Annotated in this window: 15 protein-coding genes; 2 read left to right on the plus strand and 13 right to left on the minus strand. The window is 72.7% G+C overall.

Going from position 1 to position 17,304, the window contains the following annotated elements; translation table 11 throughout:
- On the plus strand, positions 1-543 hold a 543-nt coding region (locus E6R18_RS24150; protein WP_136319008.1), incomplete at its 5' end, for a hypothetical protein.
- Positions 544-558: 15 nt separating this feature from the next.
- Here the strand turns inward: E6R18_RS24150 and E6R18_RS24155 are convergent.
- From E6R18_RS24155 to E6R18_RS24205, 11 genes are all read right to left on the minus strand, one after another.
- The gene (locus E6R18_RS24155; protein WP_136319009.1) at positions 559-1,650 is read right to left on the minus strand and encodes a pectinesterase family protein; all 1,092 of its coding nucleotides are present in this window, start codon (positions 1,648-1,650) and stop codon (positions 559-561) included.
- 78 nt (positions 1,651-1,728) lie between these two features.
- Complete coding sequence (locus E6R18_RS24160) at positions 1,729-3,063, minus strand: polysaccharide lyase family 1 protein (RefSeq protein WP_136319010.1); 1,335 nt, start codon at positions 3,061-3,063, stop codon at positions 1,729-1,731.
- A 204-nt stretch (positions 3,064-3,267) separates the two neighbouring features.
- Positions 3,268-4,602: a sugar ABC transporter substrate-binding protein gene (locus E6R18_RS24165; protein WP_136319011.1), complete on the minus strand. Its 1,335-nt coding sequence runs from the start codon at positions 4,600-4,602 to the stop codon at positions 3,268-3,270.
- An 81-nt stretch (positions 4,603-4,683) separates the two neighbouring features.
- Positions 4,684-6,231 (minus strand): glycoside hydrolase 43 family protein, encoded by a 1,548-nt coding sequence (locus E6R18_RS24170; protein ID WP_136319012.1) that lies wholly within the window; start codon positions 6,229-6,231, stop codon positions 4,684-4,686.
- Positions 6,228-7,055 carry a PmoA family protein gene (locus tag E6R18_RS24175; RefSeq protein WP_136319013.1) on the minus strand — a complete coding sequence of 276 codons (828 nt, stop codon included), beginning with the start codon at positions 7,053-7,055 and terminating at the stop codon, positions 6,228-6,230. Before E6R18_RS24175 ends, E6R18_RS24170 begins: the two co-directional genes overlap by 4 nt.
- On the minus strand, positions 7,052-8,239 hold the full coding sequence (locus E6R18_RS24180) for a Gfo/Idh/MocA family oxidoreductase (RefSeq protein ID WP_136319014.1): 1,188 nt from the start codon (positions 8,237-8,239) through the stop codon (positions 7,052-7,054). Before E6R18_RS24180 ends, E6R18_RS24175 begins: the two co-directional genes overlap by 4 nt.
- Complete coding sequence (locus tag E6R18_RS24185; protein ID WP_136319015.1) at positions 8,236-9,153, minus strand: carbohydrate ABC transporter permease; 918 nt, start codon at positions 9,151-9,153, stop codon at positions 8,236-8,238. Before E6R18_RS24185 ends, E6R18_RS24180 begins: the two co-directional genes overlap by 4 nt.
- On the minus strand, positions 9,150-10,079 hold the full coding sequence (locus tag E6R18_RS24190) for a sugar ABC transporter permease (protein WP_136319016.1): 930 nt from the start codon (positions 10,077-10,079) through the stop codon (positions 9,150-9,152). Before E6R18_RS24190 ends, E6R18_RS24185 begins: the two co-directional genes overlap by 4 nt.
- A gap of 137 nt (positions 10,080-10,216) precedes the next feature.
- Complete coding sequence (gene araD / locus E6R18_RS24195; RefSeq protein ID WP_136319017.1) at positions 10,217-11,950, minus strand: L-arabinonate dehydratase; 1,734 nt, start codon at positions 11,948-11,950, stop codon at positions 10,217-10,219.
- A complete protein-coding gene (locus E6R18_RS24200; protein ID WP_136319018.1) occupies positions 11,947-12,849 on the minus strand; it encodes a dihydrodipicolinate synthase family protein in 903 nt (300 codons plus the stop codon). The genes araD and E6R18_RS24200 overlap by 4 nt, the downstream gene beginning before the upstream one ends.
- Positions 12,850-12,878: 29 nt before the next feature.
- Positions 12,879-13,535, minus strand: coding sequence for a GntR family transcriptional regulator (locus E6R18_RS24205; RefSeq protein WP_136319019.1), 657 nt, complete (start codon positions 13,533-13,535; stop codon positions 12,879-12,881).
- A gap of 265 nt (positions 13,536-13,800) precedes the next feature.
- Here E6R18_RS24205 and E6R18_RS24210 point away from each other — a divergent pair, with 265 nt between their 5' ends.
- A complete protein-coding gene (locus tag E6R18_RS24210; RefSeq protein ID WP_136319064.1) occupies positions 13,801-15,009 on the plus strand; it encodes an MFS transporter in 1,209 nt (402 codons plus the stop codon).
- On the opposite strand, the gene E6R18_RS24215 is transcribed toward E6R18_RS24210, so the two are convergent.
- Entirely contained in the window at positions 14,995-16,170 is a 1,176-nt protein-coding gene (locus E6R18_RS24215) for a hypothetical protein (RefSeq protein WP_136319020.1), read from the minus strand. The genes E6R18_RS24210 and E6R18_RS24215 overlap by 15 nt on opposite strands.
- Complete coding sequence (locus tag E6R18_RS24220; RefSeq protein ID WP_136319021.1) at positions 16,167-17,126, minus strand: 5-dehydro-4-deoxyglucarate dehydratase; 960 nt, start codon at positions 17,124-17,126, stop codon at positions 16,167-16,169. The genes E6R18_RS24215 and E6R18_RS24220 overlap by 4 nt, the downstream gene beginning before the upstream one ends.
- Positions 17,127-17,304: the final 178 nt, after the last annotated feature.

Here is a 17,304-nt window from a genome sequence, read left to right on the forward strand (position 1 = left end):
GATCTGTTCGCCGTCACCTCGGCGGGCGGCGACGACGGGGCGCACGGCCGGCGGGTGGCGGCGGCGCCGTCCGCCCAGGAACCGGACCCGGGCCCGTCCCCCTCCGCGGCCGTGACACCGCCGCCGGCGCTCGGCGGGCTGCGCCCCGAGGACGGGCCGCTGTGGACGGGCGGCGTGGTCGACCCGCACAGCAACGCGTACTGGGCGCAGAGCAATGTGACCCTGCGGACCACCGAGCCGCTGTCCTCGCTCACCGTGGAGCTGCGGATCGCGCTCACCGGCGGGGTGAACAGCACCGGCTCCTGGCGTTCGCTTCCGGAGACGGACTTCACCGTGTCGGCGACCGAGGACGGCGGCTACCTGGTCTACCGGTGGACGCTGAGGACCGGGCGCACGGTCCCGGCCGGCACGCACACGTTCGCCGGGCAGTACAACCACGCGGAGGGCGAACGCGACGCCACCGGCGACTACGTGAGCGCGCACGCCGTCCGGGTCACGGGCCAGAAGGCGGCGGTGGGCGACCGCTTCGGCCAGGACCGCTGACCGGCAGGGCACTCCTCAGGGGCGCCAGTCGCCGAACCAGGCGGCCGGGGTGTGCAGCCGCGCCTCGGACGCGGTGAGCCGGGGGCGGTTGGCGGGTACGGTGACGCGCGCGCCGGGGCCCGTGTTGCGGTACTCGGCGAAGCGCTGCTCCTGCCAGGGGAAGCCAGCCGACATCTTCCCGTACGGCTCGTCGGTGTCGATGCCCGCGCCGAGGTGGCTGTCGCGCACGGTCAGCACGGGGCGGGCGGTGAGGTCGGAGGAGGGCACCCAGGGGCGGGCCAGCTTGAAGCAGCCGTCGGGGGCGGTGCTCGTGACGCGGGAGCGCAGCACCAGGAAGCCGTGCGGGTTGGCGCCCGCGGTGCTGGGGGCGAAGACGAAGCCGTAGGGCGGGGCCGGCAGGTCGGTGCGGGTCAGGGTGCGGAAGTGGCAGCGCTCCAGGACGGCGGACGCGCGGCCGAAGACGAAGTCGACGTCCCCCTCGACGTAGCAGTCCCGGTAGTACTGGCGGGAGAAGGCGGTGAGGGACGGGGAGTCGGCGTACAGGGTGTCCTGGTGGCCGAGGAAGCGGCAGCCGTGGAAGGCCGAACGGTCGCCCGTCACCTTGACCGCCACGGCCTGGGTGCCGGTGTACTCGGGGTGGCCGGCGCGCAGCCAGTCGTTGGCGAAGGTCAGGTGGCGGGCGGTGAGTCCGGCGGGGCGGGCGGTGACGGTGGCGGACCCGCTGGTGCCGTACGTGCCGGAACCATCGGGCAGCGGGGTGCCGTTGGCGTGGTCGTACACGATCACGGTGTCGCGCGGGTCGCCGCTCGCGCCGATGAGGGTGAGGCCGGTCCGGTCGGCGGGGATGTCGACGGTCTCCCGGTAGGTGCCGGGGGCGATGACCAGGGTGCGGCCGGTGCCGGTCGCGGCGTCCACGGCGGCCTGGACGCGGGTGTGGTCGCCTCTGCCGTGCGCGTCGACGTAGAGGGTCGCACCGTTCAGGCGGCGGACGGGTGAGCCGTAGCGCCCGAAGGGGCGGCCGTGGGCGAGGGCCGCGGGGGCCGTGCCGAGGGCGAGGGCCGTGGTGCCGCCCGCGAGGAGGGCCAGGGCGGTTCGTCGGCTGGGCATGGGTGTACTCCAACTTCCTTGCGGGGGCGAAGGCCCCGCCGGCGCCGTGCGCGGCGCCGGCGGGGAGGGAGATCCGGATCAGGCGCCGGGCAGCCGGCCGGTGCCCGCGCCGAGGCCCACGACGAGGGGGACGAGCAGCGGGTGGTCGATCCGGTTGCGCAGGGTCGGGGTCCAGCCGGCACCCGAGGTGAGGTGCTCCTCCGGGACGCCCGCGTTGTGGACGGCGATCAGGTCGGTCCGGCGGCCGTTGACGTAGTTGTCGGCCGCCGTGAGCGAGGACTCGGACCACTTCTTGATGATCTTCGCCTTGTCGAACTCGCCGCTCAGCGAGAACGCGTTGCGCTCGGCGACGAGGTGCGACTCGGCGCCGACGCCGAAGGAGTAGCCGTAGACGCTGCCCCGGGTGGCGACGAAGTAGTTGTTGTACGAGTCGACCTGGCCGAAGCGGACGCGGGGCGCGCGCTCGTTGACGTCCTTGAAGAGGTTGTGGTGCAGGGTGACGCGGAGCTTGCCCCGGTCGGTGGCCCCGGCGCCGTCGCTGTTGCCCAGCAGCATCGTCTTGTCGTGGTCCTTGAGGACGTTCCAGGAGGCGGTGACCAGGTCGGCGCCCTTGACGATGTCGAAGAGGCCGTCGTGCTGCTGGTAGAGCTCGTTGAAGTAGCGGGGCTGGTCGGCGTCGGGGCGGTCGCCGTCGCTGAAGGAGTTGTGGTCGACCCAGACGTGGTCGGAGCCGTAGACGACGAGGTTGTCGTACTCGGAGTTCCAGTGGCCGGTGTCGCCGTCGGTCGGGTCCCACTGCGGGAAGCAGTCGTAGGTGTCCTCGAAGGCGATGTTGCGGACGATGACGTTGGAGACGTTCTGGATCTGGATGGAGGCGCCGATGACCGTGGCGTCCCTGCCGACGCCGATCAGCGTGGTGTTGGACGGCACGTAGACGTTGACGGCGGCCTTCTGGAGCTTGGCGGAGGCGAGCCGGGCGTCCTCCAGCGGGCCGGAGGGGACCTCCTCGCGGCCCCAGGTGCCGGGGTCGTAGGCGGCGAGGTACTTGTCCAGCGTGTAGCCGTCCGTCTGGTACGCCTCGCAGTCGATCGGGTTGCCCTGGGCGTCGGCGTTGCCGTGGACGGTGCCGTCGATCCGGACGATCTTCGGGGCGTCGCCCGCGTCCTTGAAGGCGGCGATGAGTTCGGCGCGGTTGTGCACGGTGTAGACGTGGTCGAGGGTGGCGGCGGCGCCGCCGGTGGTGGAGCCCTCGGCGGAGGCCCAGCCGTCGCCCTTGGCGAGGACGGCGCGCTCGACGCCCTTCGTGCCGGGGCGGGGGGCGGATGCCTGGGCGGGGACGCTCAGGGCGAGGGCCAGTGACGCGCAGCCCATCGCGACGGCGATGGCACGGGCGTGCATTCTGCGTGTGGACATGACAAATCCTCGGTTCTCGGGCGGGGCCTGCGGGAAAGGAAGAGGGGGTGGCGCTGTTGCGGTGTGGAGCTGCCTCTCTCGTGGATGTGTACGCAGAGGTCGTGCTCGGCGGGTCAGAAGGGCGGGGGCGGCGGCGGGGCCCGTTCGGTGCGTCCCGCCGCCGGCCCCGCGTCACGGAGCGGGCGGTCCGGTGCGGAGGCCGGGTCAGCCGTTGCCGATCTCCTTCCACTCCTTCTGGGCCTTGTTCAGCTCGTCGGCCATCTTGTCCAGGAAGTCCTTGGCCGTGGTCTTGCCGAGCAGCAGCTTCTGGAACTCCGGCTCGTTGTCGGCCTTGCTGATGTTGTTCCAGTCGGGCAGGTAGTACGGCAGCTGCACGATCTCGGTGGAGCCGTCGGTGAGGGCCTTGGCGGCGAGCTCGGTCGGCGCCGCCTCGCTGATCCACGGGTCCTTGGCGGCCTCGGTGTTGGCCGGGATGGCTCCGGCGGACTCGTTCCACTTGCTGTTGGCCTCGTGCGAGGCGGCGAACTCGATGAACTTCCAGGCGGCCGTCTTGTTCTTGCTCGACCGGAACAGGCCGAGGCCGTCGACCGGGTTGGAGACCTGGACGCGGGTGCCGCTGTCGCCGATCGGGTTGGGGACGCCGGCGAACTTGTCCTTGCCGAGGGCCTTCAGGTGGTCCTGGTAGGAGCCGAGGTTGTGGCTGAGCATCCCGATGGTGCCGGTGTCGAACTGGGCGACCATCTTGGTGAAGTCGTTGTTGACGTCGGCGGAGGGCGTCGTCTTCTTGTAGAGCGCGACGTACTTCTCCAGCGCCGCCACGTTCTTCGCGTCGTTGAGGGTCGTCTTGTCGCCGTTCCAGAACTCCGTGATGCCCGACTGCCCGTAGGCCGCGTCGATGGCCTGGGCGATGGAGCCGGCGCCGCCGCGGATGGTGTAGCCGAACTTGTTGTGCTTGGAGTCGGTGAGCTTCTCGGCCGCCTCGTAGAACTTGGCCCAGGTGGTGGGCGCGTCGAGGCCGGCCGCCTTGAACAGGTCGGTGCGGTACCACAGGGCGCCGTTGTTCGCGGAGGTCGGCACGGTGTACATGTCGTCGCCCCGGCCGGCCGCGTCCTTGACGCTCTCGACCATGCCCTCGACGAGCTTGCCGTTGAGCGACGAGTCCTTGATCCGGTCGCCCAGCGGCTCCAGGGCCTCCTGCGACACCATGTTGGCGAGGTAGGCGGTGCCGACGCCGCCGACGTCCGGCAGACCGCCGCCCGCGATGGCCGTGTCGTACTTGGACTGCACGTCGGCGATCGGGATCGGCACGTACTTGACCTTGATGTCCGGGTACTTCTTCTCGAAGTCCTTGATGATCTCGGTCCAGACGGCGGTACGCGGCCCGCCGTTGTTGTCCCAGAAGGTGATCTCGCCCTTGCCGCTGCCCTCGTTGCCGGTGTCGCTGCCGTCGTCACCGCACGCGGTCGCGGTCAGGGCGAGCACCGCCGCGAGGGATACGGCGGCCGTGGCGCGCCCCCGCTGCGACTTCGAGATGTTCATGATCGGCTCTTCTCTCTCGGTTCTCTCGGTTCGTACGCATGAGTGGGGGGTTTCGGTGGCCGGATGCCCGGCCCGTACGGGTTACGCGGTGACGTGGAAGCGGGTGAAGCGGGCGGTTCCCGCCGGGCCCGTGCCGGGCGGCGCGGTGGCGAACAGCCCGAGCAGCGCGCCGACCCAGCGCCACGGGGTGGCGGCGAAGACCTGGCCGGACGGCCGGAACCCGGCCCCGTCCCCGGTGTCGGCGAAGAACCGGCAGCGGGCGCCCGGGGCGACCTCGATCCGGAGCCGGACCGTGGCACCGGGAGCCGGCCTGCCCGGTGCGGCGTCGCGTTCGGCCGTGGCGGACGGCTCGGCGAACCGGTGCGCGAGCCGCGCCCCGCCCTCCGCCTCCCGCTCCAGGCCGATCCAGCAGAACGCGTCCCCGAGCACGGCCAGCCCCGCCTTCGCCCCGGCGACCGGGCTGTCGAGGGCGAGTTCCACCTCGGCGGTGAACGTCTCGGCGGGCAGCCGCTGGACCAGTACGTGGGGCAGGGCACGCAGGTCGTGCGCGTACTCCGTCCGCACGCAGCTGAGCCGCAGCCCGTCCCCGGCGTGCTCGACGGTCCAGCCGGGGCGCGGGTTCGCGGTCCACTGCCACTGCCTGCCGTAGCGGCCGCCCGGGAAGCTGTCGTCGCAGGCCGGGGCCCCGACTGGCTGGGCGGGCAGCGCGGGCTTGGCGTGCGTGGTGACGGGTTCGCCCGCGTCGCCGATGACCGGCCAGCCGCCGCCCAAGGTGTCCCAGCGCATCGGCTGGAGGTGGACCACGCGCCCGTAGGCCCCGCGCTCCTGGAAGTGCAGGAACCAGTCCTCACCGGCCGGGGTCGTGACCCAGGCGCCCTGGTGCGGGCCGTTGACACCGGTGCGGCCCTGGGCGAGGACGACACGCTCCTCGTACGGGCCGAAGAAGTCGCGGGAGCGGAAGGCGCCCTGCCAGCCCGTCGCCACCCCGCCCGCAGGGGCGAGGATCCAGAACTCGCCGTCGCGCCGGTGGAGCTTGGGGCCCTCCAGGGTGAACCAGCCGGGGAGCGTGTCGGCGTCGATCAGGGTCTTGCCCTCGTCCAGCAGTTCCCGCCCGTCGGGGCTCATCCGGTGGCCGGTGAGCCGGTTCTTGACGCCGGAGCGGGACTTGGCCCAGGCGTGCACGAGGTACGCCTCGCCGGTCTCCTCGTCCCACAGCGGACAGGGGTCGATCAGCCCCTGACCGGCCTTGAGCAGGTGCGGCGCGGTCCACGGGCCCCGGATGTCCTCGGCGCTGATCTGCTGGACGCCGTGGTCGGGGTCGCCCCAGAAGATCCAAAACCGTCCGGCGTGGTGGCGCAGCGAAGGCGCCCACACCCCGCAGTCGTGGCGGGGCACGGCGAAGTCGGCGGCCGGCTCCAGGCGGTCCAGGGCGTGCCCGATCAGCGTCCAGTTGACGAGGTCGCGCGAGTGCAGCAGCGGGAGGCCGGGGGCGCGGCCGAAGCTGGAGGCGGTGAGGTAGAAGTCGTCACCGACCCGCACGGCGTCGGGGTCGGACCAGTCCGCGTTGAGCACCGGGTTGCGGTAGGTGCCGTCGCCGAGATCGGCGGTCCAGGGGCGCTCGGCGCTCACGCGGTCACCGCCCGGCGGACGAGGGCGGCGCCGCCGGCCCGGTCGAGCCGGCCGTCCGCGACGACGGTGACGATCCGGCGCACGATCGTGGCGCCCGCGGGGAGCGGCAGCCGTTCGGCGGCGGCGAGGGATGAGCCGACGCCCGGGTACTCGGCGGTCCGCACGAACCACGGGTCGCGGCGGGTCTCCTCGGTCGCCCCGGCGAAGACCAGGGTCCAGCCGTCGCCGCACATCGCGACCCAGTCGGCGGCCCGCCCGTGCACCGCCTCCTCGCCGTCCGCCGAGGCGCTGAACACGGCGGGCGCGGCTGCCTCCTTGGGGGCGCGCCAGAAGAAGCCGCCGTATCCGGCGCCGGGGCGGCCGTTGGTCGCGGGGCTGCCGATCGACAGGTCCGTGGCGCCGGGGTTGGTGAGCGAGAAGGAGAAGTCCAGCGCCCAGGCGGTCTCCGAGAGCGCGGCGGCGGCCACCGTGCGGTGCTCGCGCAGCAGTTCGCCGCCGTCGGCCTCCCAGCTGAGCTCCTGGACGAATCCGTCCGGGTCGCGCAGCTTCCAGCCGAGGTGGCGCTGCACGCCGTGGTTGTCGAGCGCGGTGGGTCCCTGGCCCCGGACGAAGGTGCGGCCGCCCCAGAAGTTGTGCCCGGAGACGTCGGGGACGGCGACACAGGCGCCCAGGTGGTGGCGGTGGTCGGCCGGGCGCTCCTCGGTGACGGGGGTGCCGGCGAGGGTGGTGACCGGGTGGAGGTAGGGGCGGCCCCCGGCGTCGGGGAGGTAGGTGTAGCGGCCGACCGGGCGGCCTGCGCAGCTGAGCAGGGCGGTGGTGGTCATGGGGAACTCACCTCGGTGGGGAGCGCCCAGGGGGCGCCCAGTTCGGAGAAGAGCGCGAGGGTCTCGGCGCCGGACGCGACCAGGGCGTCGATGCCGCGCACCACCCGGCGGGTGGCGCCGGAGCCGGGCACGGGGGCGGTGTGCCAGGCGTCCGACGGCAGGGGGCGGGGTTCGGGGGCGGTGCGTACGGCCTCGACGACCTCCATGAACGCGCCGGTGTTCCGTGGCGGCACGAGGAGCGGCGCGCCCCGCAGCAGGTGGTCGACCAGGTTCTCCAGGAGGTCGGTCCGCCCGTGCACCGTCTCCAGGGGGCCGTGCCCGGCGCGCTGGACGAGGACGCGGTCCTGCTTGTACCAGAAGGTGATGCGGCCGCGGTCGCCGTGGACGATCACGTAGGGCTCGCCGGCCTGTTCCGCGCAGAGGGTGACGGCGGCGGTGACGGGCGGCCCGGAGACGGGGGTGACGCGTACGCAGGAGGTGTCGTCGGCCTCGATGTCGTGGGCGCGGAAGAGTTCCGTGTCGATGGCGGCGATGTCCTCGGCGGCGGTGGTGCCGGCGAGTTCGAGGGCGGTGGCGACGGCGTGGGCGAGCGGGTTGGTCAGGACGCCGTCGACCACGTCGGTGTCGCCGAGCCTGCGCCGCCCGGCCCAGGGTGCCCGCCGGTAGTAGGCGTCGTCGCGGACCCAGGCGCCCGCGGCCCCGTAGCCCTGGACGGCGCCGATGGCTCCGGTGCGGACGAGTTCGCGGATGGCGGGCACGGCGTGCGAGCCGAAGGACTGGAAGCCGACCTGGCAGGCGATGCCGGCGTCGCGCACCCCGGCCAGGACGCGGTCGAAGTCGGCGCGGGTGGCGGCGGGCGGTTTCTCCAGGAGGAGGTGGACGCCGCGTCCGGCGGCGGTGAGGGTGAGGGCGGTGTGGGTCTGGATGGGGGTGCAGATGACGGCGGCGCGGGCCCCGGTGGAGTCCAGGAGGGCGCCGAAGTCGGCCGACTGGTCGGGGAGTTCGCCGGCGAAGGCGTCGAGTTCGGCGGCGTCGAGCGGGGTGAGTTCGCAGATGCCGGCGAGCCGGACGAGGCCCTGGTGCTGGAGGCGGCGGATGTTGGCGAGGTGCCAGCGGCCGTGCCCCCTGGCACCGGCGAGGACGATCGGGACGGGGGCGGCGGGCTGCGAGGACATGTCCGTCATCCCTTCACCGCGCCGGCGCTGAAGCCGGTGATCAGCCACTTCTGGATGAAGGCGAAGACGATCACCACGGGGACGGCGGCGATCACCCCGCCCGCGGCGAGCGCGCCCAGGTCGACGCTGTCCGCGCCGATGAGGGTGTTCAGGCCGACCGGGATCGTCTGCTTGTCCTGCTCGCTGAGGAACATCAGCGCGAACAGGAAGTGGTTCCAGCTGTGCACGAAGGCGAAGGAGCCGACGGCGATGAGGCCCGGCCGCAGCAGCGGCAGCACGACCGCGCAGAAGGCCCGGAAGCGCGAGCAGCCGTCCACCCAGGCGGCCTCCTCCAGCGAAGGGGGCACGTTCTTGATGAATCCGCTGATCAGGATGATGGAGAGGGGCAGTTGGAAGACGGTCTCGGCGATGACCACGCTCCCCAGGGAGTTGATCAGCTGGAGGTTCTTGAAGATCTCGAAGAGCGGTACGAGCATCAGCGCGCCGGGGATGAACTGCGAGCAGAGCAGCGCCAGCATGAAGCCGTTCTTGATCTTGAAGTCGAAGCGGGCGAGCGCGTAGCCGCCGGCCAGTGCGACGAGGGTCGTGCTGATCAGGGTGCAGATCCCGACGATCATGCTGTTCTGGAAGAAGACGGCGAAGCTCCGCTCGTTCCAGACCTTGGAGAAGTGCTCCCCGGTCATCGGCCACGGCACCAGCGAGGTGGAGCCGGCGGGCCGGACGGCGAAGAGGAACATCCAGTAGAACGGGACGAGCGTGAAGACCAGGTAGACGCCGAGCGGCACGTAGATCTGCCAGCGCGGCACCTCGTCGAAGGCGCGTTCGCGGCCGGGCCTGCGGCGGGGCGTGGCGGGCGGCGGGCCGGCGGGGGCCGCCGGGTGTGCGGAGTGGGTGCCGTTCTTCTCGGCGAGGGCGGCAGTCACTTGTGGTCGCCTCCGAACTTGCTCAGGCGCAGATAGACGATCGAGCAGAAGAGGAGGATCACGAAGGCGACGGTGGTGAGCGCGGAGGCGTAGCCGAAGTCGTGGCCCTCGATGCCGGTGTTGGCGACGTAGAGCGGCAGGGTGGTGGTCTCGCCGGCCGGTCCGCCGCCGGTGAGCGTGTAGAGGAGGTCGACGTTGTTGAACTCCCAGACGCCGCGCAGCAGCGTGGACAGGATGATCGCGTCGCGCAGGTGGGGCAGGGTGATGTGGAAGAACTGCCGCATCCGTCCGGCGCCGTCCACTGAGGCCGCCTCGTACAGCTCCTTGGAGACGGACTGGAGGTCGGCGAGGATGAGGATGGCGAAGAACGGGACGCCGCGCCACAGTTCGGCGACGGTCGCGGCCCAGAAGACCGTGCCGGTGTCGGAGAGCACGGAGGTGCCGTAGTCGCCGATCCCGGCGTCCGCGAGGTAGCGGCTGAAGCCCGTCGAGGAGTTGTAGAGCAGGATCCAGATGGTGCTGGTCAGCACGCCGGAGACGGCCCACGGCGAGAAGACCATGGCGCGGGAGATGCCCCGGCCGATGAAGCTCTGGTTGACGATGAGGGCCAGTGCGAGCCCCAGGGTGAGCTGGAGCGCGACCTGCACGACGACCCACTGGGCGCTGAAGCCGAGCGTCGTCCAGAACTGGTCGTCCTCGGTGAAGATCCGGGTGAAGTTGTCGAGGCCCGCGAAGCCGTTCCGCCAGGGCTTGGTGACGTTGTAGTTCTGCAGGCTGTAGTAGAAGACGCTGACCACCGGGTAGGCGATGAAGCCGAGCATCAGCAGCCCCGCGGGGGCGATCAGCAGATACGGCAGCCGGCGGGGGCTCGCGGAGCGGCGCCTGGGCACCTTGGGCGGTGTGGCCGCGGCGGAGGCTTGGGCCATGACACGTCTCCGTTCTCTCTGTACGGGGGGTGCGGATGGTGCGGGGTGGTGCCGGCGGTGTGTGTAGTGCGCAAGCGCTTGCCGCATGGTGTTCGGTATGCCGAACAAGGCGGGCGCTGGAATTCCGGTGGGGCCGTTCAGCCGGCGTACGGGTCGGGCACTTCTCCCGGCCGGGCCAGGAAGGCGAAGTCGCAGCCGGTGTCGGCCTGGGTGATCTGGTCCTGGTAGAGCGCGCCGTAGCCGCGCTCGTACCGCTGGGGCGGCGCGGTCCACTCGGCCCGGCGCCGGGCCAGCTCCTCGTCCGACACGCCGAGGTCCAGCCGCCGCGCCGCGACGTCCAGGGTGATGAGGTCACCGGTGCGGACGAGCGCGAGGGGCCCGCCGACGTAGGACTCGGGCGCGATGTGCAGCACGCACGCCCCGTAGCTGGTACCGCTCATCCGGGCGTCGGAGATCCGCACCATGTCCCGTACGCCCTGCTTCAGCAGGTAGTCGGGGATCGGCAGCATGCCGTACTCGGGCATGCCCGGGCCGCCCTTGGGTCCGGCGTTGCGGAGCACCAGCACGTGGTCGGGGGTCAGGGCGAGCGCCGGGTCGTTGATGGTGCGCTGCATCTCCTTGTAGTCGTCGAAGACGACCGCGGGACCGGTGTGGCGCAGCAGGTGCGGTTCGGCGGCGATGTGCTTGATGACCGCGCCGTCCGGGCAGAGGTTGCCGCGCAGCACCGCCACCCCGCCCTCGTCGGCCAGCGGGTGGTCGCGCTCCCGTATGACGTCGTCGTTGTGCACGAGCGCCCCGGCGAGCTGTTCGCGCAGGGTGTCGTGGGCGACGGTGGGCCGGTCCAGGTGCAGGACGTCGGTGAGCCGGGCGAGGAAGCCGGGCAGCCCGCCGGCGAAGTGGAAGTCCTCCATGAGGTACTTCCCGCCGGGCCGGAGGTTGGCGAGCACGGGGACGGTACGGGCGATGCGGTCGAAGTCGTCCAGGGTGAGCTTGGTCCCGGAACGCCCGGCCATCGCGATGAGGTGGATGACGGCGTTGGTGGAGCCGCCGAGCGCGAGGACGGTGGCGACGGCGTCCTCGTACGCATCCGCCGTGAGGATGTCCGACAGCTTCCGCTGCCGCCACACCAGTTCGACGATACGGAGCCCGGACCGCGCGGCCATCCGGTCGTGGCCGGAGTCGACGGCCGGGATGGAGGAGGCGCCGGGGACGGTGACGCCGAGCGCTTCGGCGGCGGCGGTGAGGGTGGAGGCGGTGCCCATGGTCATGCAGTGGCCGGGCGAGCGGGCGAGGCCGTTCTCCAGTTCGCCCATCTCGCAGTCGCCGATGAGTCCGGCGCGCTTGTCGTCCCAGTACTTCCACATGTCGGTGCCGGAGCCGAGGACTTCGTTGCGCCAGTGCCCCGGCAGCATCGGCCCGGCCGGTACGAAGACGGTCGGCAGGTCGACCGATGCGGCGCCCATCAGCAGCGCCGGGGTCGACTTGTCGCAGCCGCCGAGCAGCACCGCGCCGTCGACCGGGTAGGAGCGCAGCAGCTCCTCGGTCTCCATCGCCAGCATGTTGCGGTAGAGCATCGGGGTCGGCTTCTGGAACGTCTCCGAGAGCGTGGAGACCGGGAATTCGAGCGGGAAGCCGCCCGCCTGCCAGACCCCGCGCTTGACGGCCTGCGCGCGGTCGCGCAGGTGGACGTGGCAGGGGTTGATGTCGGACCAGGTGTTGAGGATCGCGACGACCGGCTTGCCGAGGTGCTCCTCGGGGAGGTAGCCGAGCTGGCGGGTGCGGGCGCGGTGGCTGAAGGAGCGCAGCCCGTCGGTGCCGTACCACTGGTGGCTGCGCAGCTCCTCGGGGGCGATGCGGCGGTCGGCGGTCATATGGACCACCCGGCGATCTGGTCGGCGACCTCGGCGCGCTGTGCCTCGGGCAGCTCCCGGCTGGGCGGGCGCACCGCGCGGTCGCACAGCCCGAGGGCGGCCAGGGCCTCCTTGATGACGGTGACGTTGTTGGCGGACTGCCGGTCGGCGCGCAGCTCCTCGAAGCGGCGGATCTGCTCCCAGACCTTCATGGCGGCCGGGTGGTCACCGGCCCGCAGCGCCTCCAGCATGGCCAGCGAGACGCCGGGCGCGACGTTGACGAGCCCGGAGGTGAATCCGGTGGCCCCGGCGGAGAAGTAGGACGGCGCGTACAGCTCGGCGAGCCCGGCGACCCAGGTGAACCGCTCCAGACCCGCGTCCCGGGCGAACGCGGCGAACCGGGCGGCGTCCGGGACGGCGTACTTGACGCCGATGACGTTGGGGCAGCTGTCGGCGAGGGCCGCGAGGCAGGCGCCGTCGAGGTGCGGGTTGCGGATGTAGGGGACGACGCCGAGTCCGGGGACGGCCCCGGCGATGGCCCGGTGGTAGTCGACCCAGCCGTCCTGCGAGACGTACGGGTGGACGGGCTGGTGCACCATCACCATCTCGGCGCCCGCGTCCCGGGCGTGCTCGGCGGCGGCGACGGCGGTCGGCACGTCGTGCCCGACGCCGACCAGGACCGCGGCCCGGCCGCCGGCCTCCTCGATGGTCAGCTCCGTGACGGTGCGCCGCTCCTCGGGGGTGAGCGCGTAGAACTCCCCGGTGTTGCCGTTCGGGGTGACGATGCGCACGCCGCCGTCGAGCAGCCTGTGCAGCAGGGCGCGGTGCGCCGCCGTGTCGATGGTCCCGTCCCCGGCGAACGGGGTGACCGGGATCGCCACGACATCTGCGAGGGCCGCCTTCAGCGGTGTGAGGTCCATGCGGACTGGCCTTTCGTCGGTGTGCGGGGTCACGCCGCGTCGCCCCCGTCCTCGTCGTCGGGGAAGGCGCGGCGGACGAACGACGCGATGTGGTCGTGCAGAGCCCCGGCCGCCGCGTCCGCGTCGTCGGCGAGCGCGAGCCGCAGGATCTCCCGGTGCTCGGCCGCCTCCCGCTCCCAGGACGGGATGGCCGACCAGGCGACGGTCGACACGAGCGCGGCCTGGTCGCGGACCTCGTCCAGCATCCGCGCCAGCAACGGGTTGCCGCAGGGCAGGTAGAGCGCCCGGTGGAAGTCCCGGTTGGCGAGCGAGCGGTCGGCCTTGTCGCCCGCCGAGTCCGCCCGCTCCAGGGCCTCCTGCGCCGCGTCGAGCGACGCCTTGCGGGTGATGGAGCGGCGCAGCGCCTCGGGTTCGAGCAGCAGCCGTACGTCGTACACCTCCCGGGCCATGGCCGCGTCGACCAGCCGCACGGTGGCGCCCTTGTACTGGCTCATGACGACGAGCCCGGTGCCGGCGAGCGTCTTCAGCGCCTCACGGACGGGGGTCTTGGAGACCCCGAACTGTGCGGCGAGCTCCGTCTCCACGAGCGCCTGCCCGGGCCTCAGTTGCGCCGTGAGGATCGCGTGCTTGATCGCCTCCAGCACGTACTGGGTGCGGGACGGAATCGGGGTGGGCGCAAAGGTCATGGGTGAAGGGCTCTCACATCTCGCGTATCGCGTCTCATATATGACGTACGAAGTACGACGCGATGAAGCTAGAGGCGCCACGAATGTTTCGTCAACGCTTCTGGCAAAAGAACTTCGCGGGACCGGGACATGTGCCGTACACGGATTCCGCGCCCGCGCCCGCGAGTTCACCGGCGTACGGCATCCGCCCGATGCCTCGCGGGGGCCTCAGCCGCCAGCCTGACTGCGTAACGGACGTGCAGGTCAGGAAGGTTCGGTGGGCACCATGGCGGCGGGGCGGGTACTGAGGGACAGGACGGCAGGGCTGTTCCTGGCGGCGGTCGTCGTGTCCGGATTCGGCAGTTCGGCGATGACTCTGGCGGCCGGGATCTGGGTCAAGTCGCTGACCGGCTCGGACGGTCTGGCCGCGCTGGCCCTGTTCGCCGTCTGGCTGCCGGTCCTGTTCGGCCCGCTGCTCGGCGCACTGGCCGACCGCCTCCCGCGCAAGCCGCTCCTCGTGGGCGCCAACATCACCATGGCCGCCCTCCTGACCACCCTGACGGCGGTGGACTCGGCGGGCCGGGTCTGGCTGCTGTACGCGGTCCTGGTGCTGTACGGCTGCGGCTCGGTGCTGATGGACTCCGCGGAATCGGCCCTGGTCGCGGGGGCCGTCGCACCCGCCCTGCTGGGGGACTTCAACGGCCTGCGGATGATGGCCAACGAGGGCATGAAGCTGGTGGCCCCGCTGACCGGCGCCGGTCTCTACGCCCGCTTCGGCGGCGGCGCGGTGGCCCTCCTGGACGCGGTCTCCTTCGCCCTGGCCGCCGGCCTCTACGGCCTGCTGCGGGTACGCCGGACGGCCGCCGCGCCCCACGGCCGGGGCGGCTGGAGTGCCGGACTGCGGCAGCTGTGGGGCTCGCCGGTGCTGCGCCCCCTCGTCCTCGCCGCCTCGGCCACGATGCTGTGCGCGGGGTTCAACGGGGCGACGCTGTATGCCGTCGTGGACGGCACGCTCGGCCACTCCCCCGCGTACGCGGGGGTGCTCTCCGTCGCGCAGGGGCTCGGGTCGGTCACGATCGGGCTGCTGGCGGGGCCGCTGCTGCGCCGGCTGCCGGAGCGGGTGTTCGCGGCGGCGGGGATCGCGGTGTTCGGCGTCGCGGTGGGGCTGCGGGCCGTGCCGTCCGACGCGGTGGCGCTCACCGCCTGTGCCCTGATCGGGGCCGGTCTGCCGTGCGTGCTGGTCGCCGCGCTGACCGCGGTGCAGCGGGAGACGCCGGACGCGGTGCTGGGCCGCACGGCCGCGAGCGCGGACACGCTGATGATGTCGCCCAACGCGGTGGCGCTGGGGCTCGGCGCGGGGCTGGTCGCGCGGATGGACATGCCGGTGCTGCTGCCGCTGGTGGGCGCGGTGGCCCTGCTGACGGCGGCGCTCCTGCTCACGGGCCGGCGGGAACCACTGGCCCCCGCCGGCCCGCACGTGTCAGCCGAGGCGTGAGAGCGCCCCGGCGACGGCTGCCAGATCGGGGTCCGGGGCCAGCCCCGCGTGATACAGCCGCAGTTGGTTCGCCCCGAGCGAGGCCGCGTGGGCGGCGTCCCGCTCCAGCGTGTCCGGGCTGCCGCCCATCCCCCGCACCACGGTGAGGTTGGCCGCGAAGACCCCCTGCGCACCGGTGAACGGCCCGAGCACGGCCTCCCGGACCGCGTCCGCCCCCGTGCAGGGCAGCACCACTCCGTCCGCCACGGACAGGATGTGCCCGGGCTCGACGCCCACGTTCGCCCCGCACCGGTACGGGGACGGGTCGGCGTGCAGCAGCACCTGGAACCCGGGCGCCGCGGCCGCCCGCACCGCCCCGGCCACCGCCGCCTGAAGCCCCCGGGCCACCTGGGACCGCCACCGCAGGGTGGCCTCCGCGCGGTCCGCGCCGAGCAGCTTGCGCACCGCGTCCCACCCGGCGCCCGCCGCCCCCGCCCCGGCCCAGACCGGCTCCAGCGCACCCCGCACGGCCGCGCCGAGCTGCTCGGCGTCCAGCCCCTGCCCGGCGTAACCGGCCCGGCAGGCGGAGCAGAAGCACAACGACATCAGATACTGCGCCGCGTCGCCCAGCCCCACTCCCCCCACCTTGTCGTGGGCGTGCAGATGGGCGAAGCCGTACCAGCCGCAGGACTCCAGCTCGGTGCCCCGGGCCCCGTCCCGTACCGCGGCCTCCGCCGCCAGGTCCACCAGATACGCCCGGACCTCCGGCTGCGCGATGCAAGGTGCCCACGGGTAGAGGTCCCCGTAGGCATTGACCACGGACGTGCGCGGGTGTTCCGCGCCCAGCCGGGAGTTGTGCGCGAGCACCACCCAGCTGTGCACCTCCAGACCGGCACCGGCCAGCGCGTCCGCGGCCTCGGCGAAGGGGTCGTCCGAGGCGACCCACGCCTGTTCGTACGGGCGCAGCGCCCGCCCCGCCCACCGCTCGGCGTCCGGCGGATAGAGCACCGCCGCGTGTTCGGCCGTCACGATGCGACGGGCCGGGTGGCGCGGGGTCAGCGCCCGGGTCGAGTGGTAGGCGGAGGCGAGCGTCACCTGCTGGACGCCGAGGTCCGCGATGCGGGCGGGGGCGTCGGGGTCCCCCACGACGTCCCACGGATAGAGGAAGACGGAGGTCTTCACCCGCGCCCTCCGGCCCCGTGCCGCTCCAGCAGCGCGCGGCCGCTCGCGATGATCTCCGTCAGCTCCTCGATGTGCGCGGCCGGCGGCTCGGTGAGCGGGCTGCGCACCTCCCCGACGTCCAGCCCCTGGAGCCGGACCGCCGCCTTGACCAGCGATACGGCGTAGCCGCGCCCCTTGGCCCGCAGCTCGACGAGCGGCCGGTAGAAGGTGTCGAGCAGTGCGTTGACCAGTCCGTCGTCGCCGGAGTCCAGGGCCCGGTAGAAGGCCAGGGCGATGTCCGGTGCGAAGGCGAAGACGGCGGACGAATAGAGCGTGACGCCGATGCCGCGGTAGGCGAGGCCGGTGAGCTCCGCGGTGGGCAGCCCGTTGAAGTACAGGAAGTCCTGCCCCGGCAGCCCGGTCCGGACCGCGCTGACGATGCGCTGCATCAGGTCCAGGTCGCCGTAGCCGTCCTTGAGCCCGATGATCCCCGGCGTCCGCGCCAGCGCGACGACCGTCTCCGGCGCGAAGACGGCGTTGTCGCGCTGGTACACGATCGTCTCCAGCCGCGTGGCGGCGGCCAGCGCCGTGTAGTGCGCCAGCAGCCCCGCCTGGTCCGCCTGCACCAGGTACGGCGGCATCGCGAGCAGCCCGTCCGCGCCGGCCTCCTCGGCGAGCTGCGCGAACCGGACCGCCAGCGCGGTGCCGTATCCGGCTCCCGCCACGACCGGCACCTGCCCCGCGGTCTCCTCCACCGCGGCGGCGACGACGAGCCGGAACTCCTCCGGTGTCAGCGCGTGGAACTCCCCCGTACCGCAGCACGCGAACACCGCCGCCGCGCCGGCGTCTACGCCCCGGCGGACGTGCGCCCGGAAGACGTCCACGTCCACGGAACCGTCCGCGCGGTAGGCGGTGACGGGGAAGAAGAGCGGCCCGGCTACGGCGGTGAGCCGGGCGGCAAGCGGGTCTGAGGTCACGGGCGCTCCCTGGGGCGTGCGCATCTCTGATTGACGTCCACACATATGAACGATGCCTAAGCTAGGGCCCTCCGGGCGCGGGGTCAAGACGACGCCGCCCCTTCCCCGGGCGCGGGGTTCCGTCCCCAATCGCCGGACGGGCTCAAAGGCGCGCCCCGGCGCTGCGGGCGGGTCCCGT

It is taken from the genome of Streptomyces sp. A1277 (genome assembly GCF_004795015.1).
Taxonomy (GTDB): Bacteria; Actinomycetota; Actinomycetes; order Streptomycetales; family Streptomycetaceae; genus Streptomyces.